General features: G+C 41.7%; 10 protein-coding genes and 1 rRNA gene. 9 read left to right on the top strand and 2 right to left on the bottom strand.

Going from position 1 to position 9,414, the window contains the following annotated elements:
- The first annotated feature begins 11 nt into the window (after positions 1–11).
- The 3 genes from rrf to K2225_RS15485 all read left to right on the top strand — a co-directional run bounded on the left by rrf (position 12) and on the right by K2225_RS15485 (position 889).
- Positions 12–125 (top strand): 5S ribosomal RNA (gene rrf / locus K2225_RS15495).
- A 187-nt stretch (positions 126–312) separates the two neighbouring features.
- Entirely contained in the window at positions 313–582 is a 270-nt protein-coding gene (locus K2225_RS15490) for a hypothetical protein (protein WP_220585536.1), read from the top strand.
- A 67-nt stretch (positions 583–649) separates the two neighbouring features.
- Entirely contained in the window at positions 650–889 is a 240-nt protein-coding gene (locus K2225_RS15485; RefSeq protein WP_255574570.1) for a hypothetical protein, read from the top strand.
- A gap of 210 nt (positions 890–1,099) precedes the next feature.
- On the opposite strand, the gene K2225_RS15480 is transcribed toward K2225_RS15485, so the two are convergent.
- Positions 1,100–2,359 carry a BaiN/RdsA family NAD(P)/FAD-dependent oxidoreductase gene (locus K2225_RS15480; protein WP_220585535.1) on the bottom strand — a complete coding sequence of 420 codons (1,260 nt, stop codon included), beginning with the start codon at positions 2,357–2,359 and terminating at the stop codon, positions 1,100–1,102.
- A 103-nt stretch (positions 2,360–2,462) separates the two neighbouring features.
- Here K2225_RS15480 and K2225_RS15475 point away from each other — a divergent pair, with 103 nt between their 5' ends.
- Together K2225_RS15475 and K2225_RS15470 are read left to right on the top strand one after the other, a co-directional pair.
- Positions 2,463–4,070, top strand: coding sequence for a putative polysaccharide biosynthesis protein (locus K2225_RS15475; RefSeq protein ID WP_220585534.1), 1,608 nt, complete (start codon positions 2,463–2,465; stop codon positions 4,068–4,070).
- Positions 4,071–4,088: 18 nt separating this feature from the next.
- The gene (locus K2225_RS15470; protein ID WP_220585533.1) at positions 4,089–4,814 is read left to right on the top strand and encodes a pseudouridine synthase; all 726 of its coding nucleotides are present in this window, start codon (positions 4,089–4,091) and stop codon (positions 4,812–4,814) included.
- 68 nt (positions 4,815–4,882) lie between these two features.
- Here K2225_RS15470 and K2225_RS15465 read toward each other — a convergent pair whose 3' ends face one another.
- Positions 4,883–5,080: a DeoR family transcriptional regulator gene (locus tag K2225_RS15465; RefSeq protein ID WP_370551134.1), complete on the bottom strand. Its 198-nt coding sequence runs from the start codon at positions 5,078–5,080 to the stop codon at positions 4,883–4,885.
- Between the two features lie 184 nt (positions 5,081–5,264).
- Here K2225_RS15465 and K2225_RS15460 point away from each other — a divergent pair, with 184 nt between their 5' ends.
- Genes K2225_RS15460 through thpR form a run of 4 tightly spaced genes read left to right on the top strand, consistent with a single transcriptional unit; the run spans position 5,265 to position 9,414 of the window.
- On the top strand, positions 5,265–6,284 hold the full coding sequence (locus K2225_RS15460; protein ID WP_220585532.1) for a potassium channel family protein: 1,020 nt from the start codon (positions 5,265–5,267) through the stop codon (positions 6,282–6,284).
- Positions 6,285–6,286: 2 nt separating this feature from the next.
- Positions 6,287–7,660 carry a dipeptidase PepV gene (pepV, locus tag K2225_RS15455; protein WP_220585531.1) on the top strand — a complete coding sequence of 458 codons (1,374 nt, stop codon included), beginning with the start codon at positions 6,287–6,289 and terminating at the stop codon, positions 7,658–7,660.
- An 18-nt stretch (positions 7,661–7,678) separates the two neighbouring features.
- A complete protein-coding gene (locus tag K2225_RS15450; RefSeq protein WP_220585530.1) occupies positions 7,679–8,860 on the top strand; it encodes an MFS transporter in 1,182 nt (393 codons plus the stop codon).
- Positions 8,857–9,414: an RNA 2',3'-cyclic phosphodiesterase gene (gene thpR / locus K2225_RS15445; protein WP_220585529.1), complete on the top strand. Its 558-nt coding sequence runs from the start codon at positions 8,857–8,859 to the stop codon at positions 9,412–9,414. Before K2225_RS15450 ends, thpR begins: the two co-directional genes overlap by 4 nt.

The following is a 9,414-nucleotide window of genomic DNA, read 5'->3' as shown; positions in this document are numbered from 1 at the left end:
CTTTATATTGATGTGGTGGTGAAGGCGAAGAGGTCACACCTGTTCCCATGCCGAACACAGCAGTTAAGCTCTTCAGCGCCGATGGTAGTCGGGTTTACCCCCGTGAGAGTAGGACGCCGCCACGTTATACGTCAACCCTTCAGGAATATTCCTGAAGGGTTGTTTAGTTATGGATATCTGAAAACTTTTGGTAAAATAGTAGTGTACATAGAACTCTTAATTTTTTACTAAGCTGATCCAACCGTTGAGTACATGGAAATAAACTGAAATGTAATAAATGAAAATTTATTTAGGAGAGAAAGGATGTAGACAATGGCAGAATTGGTAAGGAAAAGGAATACGTTTTGGAATTGGAAATACGCAATGATGCTTTTATTAATCCCACTTGGTTTTTATTTTGTATCGTTAAAGGAGGACATCGGTTTTCTTCAACATATTTTCTTTGTAGGGATTATTGTATGGCTTGCCTTTGTCGGAGTATTTGGCATCACCAACCGTTATGAAAGACTAAAAACGTATGGATTCTTATATTTATCTAGCAGTCTTCTCTTCGCTTATTTAGGACTTGTATTTATTTGGTAGAAATTGTTGTGTTTCTTAGTAATCCTCGTTATACTGTATATGAGAATGTATGTTCGGAGGGACCCGAATGCAACTAGTGCGTTGGAGCTACTCAAGAAGAAAAATGGTCCGAGGGTATTTTGATAAATTCCCATATTCTACGGTTTATTTTAGAAGGATTCGAAGGTTTTATATTGTGTATATGGTCGATTGGGATGAGAGCGATCCTCTTGTTTCTCACGAAGATCGTGAAGAGATGCAGCATTTAATAAATGAGGAACTAGGTAGATTGAAAGAATATGAACAAAGAAAGTCGAGAAAGGGCTAACCCTCTCTCGACTTTTTTGTATCAACCTTTTTAAACATAAGCTCCCGATTGTGGGAGGCTCAGCTTTGGGTACTTTTGAGGAGCGTTGGGCCTGCAGGGAATGGCTCGTTTTCCGCGGGAGCGTGGTGAGACTCCTCAGGAAAGTCTATCGAGCCTTCCATCATCCTGTCAAAAGGTGAACAAGGTAGGGAAGCTATAGTTATTTTAGAGTTATGACATAGATTCCCATGCAGCGTGCATACCTGCAACTCTACCGGTGACCATGGCAGAGGTGATGTTGTACCCACCTGTATAACCGTGGATATCAAGGATTTCCCCGCAGAAATAGAGGCGTTCCATAAGCTTGGATTGCATTGTATTTGGGATGATTTCTTTTATGGACACACCACCGCCTGTGACGAAGGCTTTTTCAATCGGCTGGGAGTCATGAACATGGACATGGAAGTTTTTCAACATATGAGTGAAATTCCGTAATTTTTCATTTGATATGTTGGCAGACTTTTCATCCGGAGCTATTTCGGATTTCTCAAGAACGAAATCAAGTAGTCGTTCGGGCACCATACCTTTAATCACGTTCCTGAAAGTTTTCTTTGAATGTTCTTCCATCATTTTTTGAAGCCTTTCTAATAGAACATTTTCTTTCTCATCAGGTAGTGCGTCAATTTCAATGGTTACAGGACGATGTCCTTTCATGAATTCTTTCACCACATACTGAGAGCACCTTAGAATTGCAGGACCTGATAAGCCAAAATGGGTGAACAACATGTCCATCCGGTGGGTGACGATTTTTCTACCTTTTTCATTTAACACAGAGACATCCACGTCCCTGAGGGAGAGCCCTTGCAAAGTTTTGTTTTTAATAAATGGATCTTTGGAAAGAAGGGGCACTTCTGTTGGGAAAAGCCGAGTAATGGTATGCCCCGCTTTTTTCGCCCATGCGTATCCATCCCCAGTGGAGCCCGTGTGAGGTACAGCCTTACCACCTACAGCAAGAATCAGGGACCGGGTCACAATCTTTTCCTTGGATTTTAAGATCACATGGTGTTCGTTTTCTCCGTAATGAATGGCGTCCACAGGAGTTTCTGTGCGAACTTCAATATTCAATTCTTCCATACGGTTCAGAAGGGCCTGGACGACATCTTTGGCCTTATTACTGACAGGGAACATTCGTCCATGGTCTTCTTCTTTCAGTGCGACACCAAGGCCTTCAAAGAAATCTATAATGTCATAATTGTTAAATACAGAAAAAGGGCTGTATAAAAATTTACCATTTCCAGGTATATGTTTGATCACTTCATCTTCTGGAAGCCGGTTTGTGACATTACAACGTCCTCCGCCCGATATAGCCAGCTTTGTTCCTAGTTTTTTTCCTTTATCAATCAGTAGAGTGTCGACACCTTGCTCGGCGGCAGCAATTGCAGCCATGAGTCCTGATGGGCCTCCACCAATGACAGTTACTTGGTAAGTCATGGATGTCTTCCTTTCTTAGGTCATTCGTTCCTTGTTCTTCCTTTATCTATGATAAAATAGATGAGGTCGATTCTACAATAAAATTGAAGGTGAAAAGCGAATTATGTCAAAGATACTTAAAGGTACGATGTTATTAACGGCCGGAACATTTTTGTCAAAGTTTCTAGGAATGATTTATACCGTTCCGTTTGAAAATATGGTAGGTACGGAAGGAACAGATTTATTCTCGATTGCTTACGTCCCTTACAGCATATTACTTAGTCTTTCCAGTTTGGGAGTACCTGTAGCTGTCTCCAAGTTTGTTTCAAAGTATAACTCTTTGGGAGACTATGAAACAGGACGGAAGATGTTAAAAGCTGGTTTGACGCTTATGTCCATTACTGGTGTATTGGCATTCTTGATCTTGTTCTTTTCTGCAGAGCAGGTGGCTGCATGGACGGTTGGTGAAGACTCTGATCGCCTTGGACATGCCACGATGGTCATACAGATGGTCAGCTTTGCCTTACTTGTCATACCGCCGATGAGTATTACAAGAGGGTTCTTCCAAGGGCATGAATCTATGGCGCCTACAGCTGTTTCACAGGTGATTGAACAAATTGTAAGAATTGTATTATTGCTTGTTTCTGTTTTTATAATAGTACAAGTTCTTCAAGGACCTATTCCACAAGCGGTTGGTTTTGCAACGTTCGCTGCATTCATTGGAGGAATTGCTTCTTGTATTGTCCTTTATTGGTATTGGAGAAAGCGAAAGCCGTTTCTGGATCGTCAGTTAGAGGCTCAAGAGTACACGTATGGTCTGTCCAACAAGGATATGTTCAAAGAGTTATTCGCATATGCAGGTCCATTTATCCTAGTGGGGATTGCTACACCTCTGTATCAGCTTGTCGATCAGTTTACATTAGAAAAAGCAATCAAAGCCTCAGGGTTGGAGTATAACAATGCTTTTTCAATCATCAATTTCCTGAGTCATAAATTAATTATGATTCCGGTAACACTAGGTCTAGGATTATCGTTAGCTCTTTTACCGGCAATCACTCAGGCTTTCACTAAAAATGAGATGAACCGTTTGAATCACCAAATCAACCAGGCGCTACAAATCGTCGCCTTGTTGATTATCCCAGCTGTCGTCGGTCTTTCCGTAGTGGCTTTTGAGGCTTATGGGACATTCTACGGGGTGGATGAGCTCGAATATCGGGGAGATTTATTACGCTGGTATGCGCCTGTCGGGTTGTTCCTGGCATTATATACAGTAACTTCCTCCATCCTACAAGGAATCAACAAACAGAATTTTGCTGTCATAAGTCTTGGGACAGGCATACTGTTAAAACTGGGACTGAACTGGTGGCTCATTCAACTATTTGGAGCAAAAGGTGCAATCATTGCAACAGGCATTGGTGTTGCTGCAGCGGTTATCCTTAACTTCGCACGTATTTTCACTTCCATTGAATTCTCTTACCAACAGTTGTTTAAGAGGACGTTGCTCGTTATGATTTTGACAACAATCATGGCGCTCGTTGTGCTCTTGGTCAAATGGGTGCTCGGCTTCATTTTAGATCCGATGGAAAGTAGACTGGATGCACTGATTGTCCTGTTCTTCAGTATAGGTGCTGGAGGTCTTGTTTACCTGTGGTTAACCTATCAAACAACACTACTTGAGCGTGTCTTAGGTGATCGTGTTCGTGTATTGGATAGATTTTTAAAAAGAGGATAAAAGGAGGTTCTGACCAAGATGAGAATCGATAAACTTTTAGCAAATATGGGATATGGCACAAGGAAAGAAGTGAAAACTCTTTTGAAGGGTGGAAACGTACGAATTAATGGAAACCCTGAAAAAAGCCCCAAAACCCATGTGAACCCTGGTGAAGATCTGGTCACAGTGATGGGTGAGGAAGTAGAGTATAGAGAATTCATTTATCTGATGATGAACAAACCAGGCGATTTGATTTCTGCGACGGAAGATGCCCACGATCCAACAGTGATTGATATTTTGCAGCCTGAGGACCAGGTCTTTGACCCGTTTCCTGTCGGTCGATTGGATAAAGATACAGAGGGGTTGTTGTTGATTACGAATGATGGACAGCTTAATCATCGACTAACCTCTCCCAAGAAAGATGTCGGAAAAACATACTTCGCTGTCATTGATGGAGAAGTAACTGAAGAAGATGTCAAGAGATTCTCTGAAGGCGTCACTTTGGATGATGGTTATCAAACCAAGCCCGGGAAATTGGTTATTCTTGAATCTGGAGACGTTTCCGAAATAGAGTTGACCATCACTGAAGGGAAATTCCACCAGGTGAAACGTATGTTTGAAGCTGTTGATAAGAAGGTGACTTATCTTAAAAGGGTCATGATTGGCGAACTTGAGCTGGATGAGGATCTTGACCTTGGAGAGTACAGAGAACTGACAGATGAAGAGATTGACTATTTGATGGGAATCACCAACTTAGAACAATAGACATCTTTGAATAATCAACCAAAAAAACACCCGGAATTTTTTCCGGGTGTCATCTATATCCTCATCTTCTATGATATTTTGACTTTCTTTTCAGTGATTGTCCATTTTCCACGATGCGGACTTGATACAAGCCCGTTGTATTCCAAAATGCTTAAGTCCCTCTGCATAGTACGGTCAGTGATACCGAACTCGTCTGCTAACTCATTAGTCGATACTGTTCCTCGGTCTCTAATATAGAGGTAAACAGCTTTAATCCGATTGAGCATGCGGGATGATGGATGATTCAAAAAACCACTCCTTAATCGTCATTGTATGGAACTTGTGGTGCATGTGAATCTCTGAAGTTGGTTTCATTCTACAATAATGAGACGGAACGTGCTACTATAATCGTTTTAATTTACAGATTATTCATCTAATTTACAAAATATTAAAAGTTAGGAGGCTGGAACGATGATGTTACTTCGGAAGATCTTTTTTAAAATGGTAAGAGTCAACAACACTGTCCTTTTCACTGCGAGCGCTCTTCTTATTCTGTTCTCAAGTATTTTAATTGTTGTTGTGGAAAAGGATACCTTCCCAACTCTCTTTGATGGCTTTTGGTGGGTGATGACAACAGTTACGACTGTAGGATATGGTGACTATTTTCCGGTGACGGTAGCAGGACGTTCCATTGCGATACTATTATATGTCATAGGTATTGGACTTATTGGTATTGTGATAGGAAAAATTATTGATGGCTTAGCCATTTTCCGAAAAAAACGACTGGAAGGTGATATTGTGTATAAAGAGAGCGGTCATTTCGTCATTATTGGATGGTCTCAAAAGGCCCACTTTGCTGTAAAGGAAATGATGGAAACAAACAAGCAATGCAATATTGTCATCATTGATCAATTAAAAGAAGCTCCCATCCTTACGGAAAACATCCACTACATAAAAGGCGAGGCTTCAGACGAAGATACATTGGAAAAGGCAAACATTTCTCAGGCAAGAGCCGTCCTAATTTTTGCAGATGAGCGGATGGGGAATGAACAGATGACAGATGGGAAAACCCTCTTAATTGCTTCTTCTATTGAAACTGTAGCACCTAATGTTCATACCATTGCGGAGATCATGGAAGAAAAACATGTGAAAAATTTCAAGCATGCCCAAATCGATGAATTCATCGTTTCCAATGAAACAATTTCTTCTCTTGCCGTCCGTTCAGCTTTTAGAAAAGGTGTTTCGGGGATCTACGGGCAGTTGCTAAAGAGATCGGTAGGAGAAGACTTATATTACATTCCGAAAAAAGGCAATTGGGGAACCTATCGGGATGCTTTTCAGTCTTTACTTGATGATGGTGCGACATTAATTGCTGATCGGAATGATCTAACCATTAATCGTAAATTAGATGAACCCATCCCGGACGGGGCAGAGTTATATGCTGTATGTGACAAACCGACATATGAGAAAATTCTAAGTAGAGGAGATTAAGTATGGACTTTCATGCGTTGAGTAAAAAGTACGAAAAGGAATATGTAGAGAACGTGATGGAGTTATTGGAAATTCCAAGTGTATTTGAGAAAGATTCTATGTATCCCTATGGAAAACCTATTCATGATGCATTGGAGAAAATGCTGAGTATAGGGCAGGATGATGGATTTATCACTAAAAACGTGGATGGACATGGCGGTCATATCGAATTCGGAGAAGGAGATGAAATCATTGGTGTTCTTGGCCATTTGGATGTTGTCCCGGCAGGAGCTGGTTGGACCACACCTCCTTTTGAACCAACCATAAGGGATGGAAAGTTATACGCCCGTGGTGCTCAAGATGACAAAGGGCCTGTGATGGCTGCCTACATCGCTCTGAAACTTTTAAAAGAGGAAGGGTTCAAACCGAAGAAAAAAATTCGATTGATTCTTGGTACTGATGAAGAGCGAGACTGGAAGGGGATTGATTATTATTTTAAGAAGGAGTTGATGCCTTCTCTAGGCTTCACCCCTGATGCATCCTTTCCGGTCATTCATGCTGAAAAAGGGTTGTTAGACAGCTATATCACCTATCCAGTACCTGAAAATAAGGGAGAAACGAAGGTAGTTTCTGTACATGGTGGGGACCGTTTAAATATGGTGCCTGATGAGGCAGTGGCTTGGATTGAATCGCCTCTGAATATAGAGAAGGTTTTCAATGATTATTCAGCCGAGTACAAGCTAGAAGGGACAGTAAAGTCTGCAGCGGGACGATATGAGGTGATAGTGAAAGGGAACGCCGTGCACGCTAGCAAGCCGGAAGAAGGGTTGAATGCCATTACAGCTTTATTACGTTTCCTACAATCCCTCCCTCTGAATGGTGAGTATGAATCATTTATACAAAAAATATATAAGGCTTTTGAAACGACAGACGGTAAAGGACTGAATGTTAAGCAAATGGATGAAGTGTCTGGACCTCTCACTTCGAACCTTGGATCAATCGAAATGGATGAACAGACGTGTAAGCTTGGTTTCAATCTTAGGTATCCTGTAAGTGCAGATTATAGTGCCATAGATCAGGAATTAAATGATTTTGCTGCAAAAAATAAGGGTAGGTATGAGGTCTATGACCACCTGGCATCGATTCACCTGGAAAAGGACCATCCGTTTGTGAAAACATTGCTTTCTGTTTATAACAAAGTCACAGGTGAAGAAGCGGAAGTGAAGACGATGGGAGGGGCGACCTATGCGAGAGCCCTTGAAGCGGGAGTAGCTTTCGGTGCTTTATTCGATGATAGTCCGGACACCGCTCACCAAAAGGACGAACACGTAAGAATTACTGATATGATCAAAGCCATTGAAATCTATGCTGAAAGTCTATACGAATTGACAAGATAAAGAGAGAGGGACCACGTAATGCCCGAACAATCCGCGGAGAAGACATATCGTTTTATTCAGATGTTTTACTTTTTCACTTTTTTTGCCTTCGGTTCCATCTTTCCATTATTATCTGTCTTTTTAGAAGAGGAAAAAGGGCTGAGTCACACCGAAATCGGAATGGTCATCGCAGCCCTCCCCCTGGTCACTATTTTTGTACAACCGGTTTGGGGGATGCTGAGTGACTATACAAGGAATCCGAAACGATTATTGATGATCGCTTCCATTTTCGCTTCTGTACTAGGATTTTTTTATCCCTGGTTGCAATTATTCCCCGTCCTATTACTAGGTATCATTTGTATCGCGTTGTTCCAATCAGGAATTGTTCCTTTGTCTGACAGCCTATCATTGAATTTCGTCCAACGGAATGGAAAGGAATATGGCAACATCAGGCTATGGGGAGCGGTTGGTTTCGCTGTGGCTGTTTTTGTCTTAGGAAGGTTGACGGAAGCAACTGGTTCGATGACCTGGATTTTTTATTCTTTTTCGTTAGGATTAGTATTCGCCTTAACCACGTTATTTGAATTTCCAAAGCGCGCTGATGAGGTGACGGTTTCCTTCAGAGAAGGATTACAGACCTTACTCAAAGAAAAGCCTTTCTTGCTTTTCCTTGTATCTAACTTCCTCATCTTTGGTCCGGTCCTAGCGAATAATTATTATTTCGGTACGTTTATTTTAGCTGTAGGGGGGACACTTTCTGGAGTAGGTTTTGCTTTTTTACTTGCTGCTGGAAGTGAAGCTCCATTCATGAAATTCGCTCAAAGGGTCATCAATCGCTTTGGGATCGTATTTATTATTATCTTCAGTGCATCGATCTCTTGTTTAAGATGGTGGTTTTATTATTTTGAGCCTTCCAGTACAATCGTCTACGCAACGACAGTCGCCCAGGGGATCTCCGTTGGGCTTTACATACCTGCTGCTCTCATTCTAGTTCGGGAACTGGCACCCGCTGATGTAAGGGCTACAGCTGTGGGTTTGTATTCAGCTGTCGGAAACGGGCTTGGGAATGCTTGTTTTACTTTCATTGGAGGGCTGTTGATTGATCTTAGGGGTGTTTCTTTCATGTATGGCGTATTTGCTTTTATGACTTGTATAGGTATCATCATTCTTCTGGTCGTTAATAAAATGTTTCAACCTGAATGGAAGGAGCGTATGGCATGAGTCATTATTTTATTGGTATAAAAGTCAATGATGAGATTAGTGGAAAATTGATGAACTGGCAGTCCATTCTACGGGGCTCAATGAATTATAAAGATTGGACGGCCAAGGAAGATTTGCATGTCACACTAAAGTTTCTCGGCAGTTGTTCCGATGAAACGGTTGAACGATATGTGCAGCGTTTGAGAAATGAAAGTTGGCCTTCTGCGTATCCGTTAACTGTCGGTCCGGCCGGGGGATTCGGTGACCAGCAGCGGCCAAGAGTTTTCCATGCTGGAGTAGAGAGGGTACCTTCCTTAATGGAGACTAAAGAAAAAGTGGACTCTATTGGTGAAGAGTTAGGCTTTCAAAAGGAAAAACGCAAGTTCAATCCGCACATCACACTGGCGAAAAAGCAGGCAGAAGGGTTGTCCCCATTAATGGACGCTTCCAAGGACTCTGCCCTATTGGAGACGTATGAAATGGTCGTGAACGAATTCTCTTTTTTCCGTATCCATCCTGGAAACCATCCTAAATACGAAACAGTGGCGACGATTAAAGGTGGTCAGAAGATTTAA

The sequence above is a fragment of the Halobacillus sp. Nhm2S1 genome (assembly GCF_019599545.1).
Classification (GTDB): Bacteria; Bacillota; Bacilli; order Bacillales; family Halobacillaceae; genus Halobacillus.
This window is presented reverse-complemented; position numbering and strand designations above follow the sequence as displayed.

What these genes read in the sequence shown, in the direction of transcription:
- K2225_RS15490 (WP_220585536.1), top strand. Translation starts at nt 313, where the DNA reads ATGGCAGAATTGGTAAGGAAAAGGAATACGTTTTGGAATTGGAAATAC.
- K2225_RS15485 (WP_255574570.1), top strand. Translation starts at nt 650, where the DNA reads ATGCAACTAGTGCGTTGGAGCTACTCAAGAAGAAAAATGGTCCGAGGG.
- K2225_RS15480 (WP_220585535.1), bottom strand. Translation starts at nt 2,359, where the DNA reads ATGACTTACCAAGTAACTGTCATTGGTGGAGGCCCATCAGGACTCATG.
- K2225_RS15475 (WP_220585534.1), top strand. Translation starts at nt 2,463, where the DNA reads ATGTCAAAGATACTTAAAGGTACGATGTTATTAACGGCCGGAACATTT.
- K2225_RS15470 (WP_220585533.1), top strand. Translation starts at nt 4,089, where the DNA reads ATGAGAATCGATAAACTTTTAGCAAATATGGGATATGGCACAAGGAAA.
- K2225_RS15465 (WP_370551134.1), bottom strand. Translation starts at nt 5,080, where the DNA reads ATGCTCAATCGGATTAAAGCTGTTTACCTCTATATTAGAGACCGAGGA.
- K2225_RS15460 (WP_220585532.1), top strand. Translation starts at nt 5,265, where the DNA reads ATGATGTTACTTCGGAAGATCTTTTTTAAAATGGTAAGAGTCAACAAC.
- pepV (WP_220585531.1), top strand. Translation starts at nt 6,287, where the DNA reads ATGGACTTTCATGCGTTGAGTAAAAAGTACGAAAAGGAATATGTAGAG.
- K2225_RS15450 (WP_220585530.1), top strand. Translation starts at nt 7,679, where the DNA reads ATGCCCGAACAATCCGCGGAGAAGACATATCGTTTTATTCAGATGTTT.
- thpR (WP_220585529.1), top strand. Translation starts at nt 8,857, where the DNA reads ATGAGTCATTATTTTATTGGTATAAAAGTCAATGATGAGATTAGTGGA.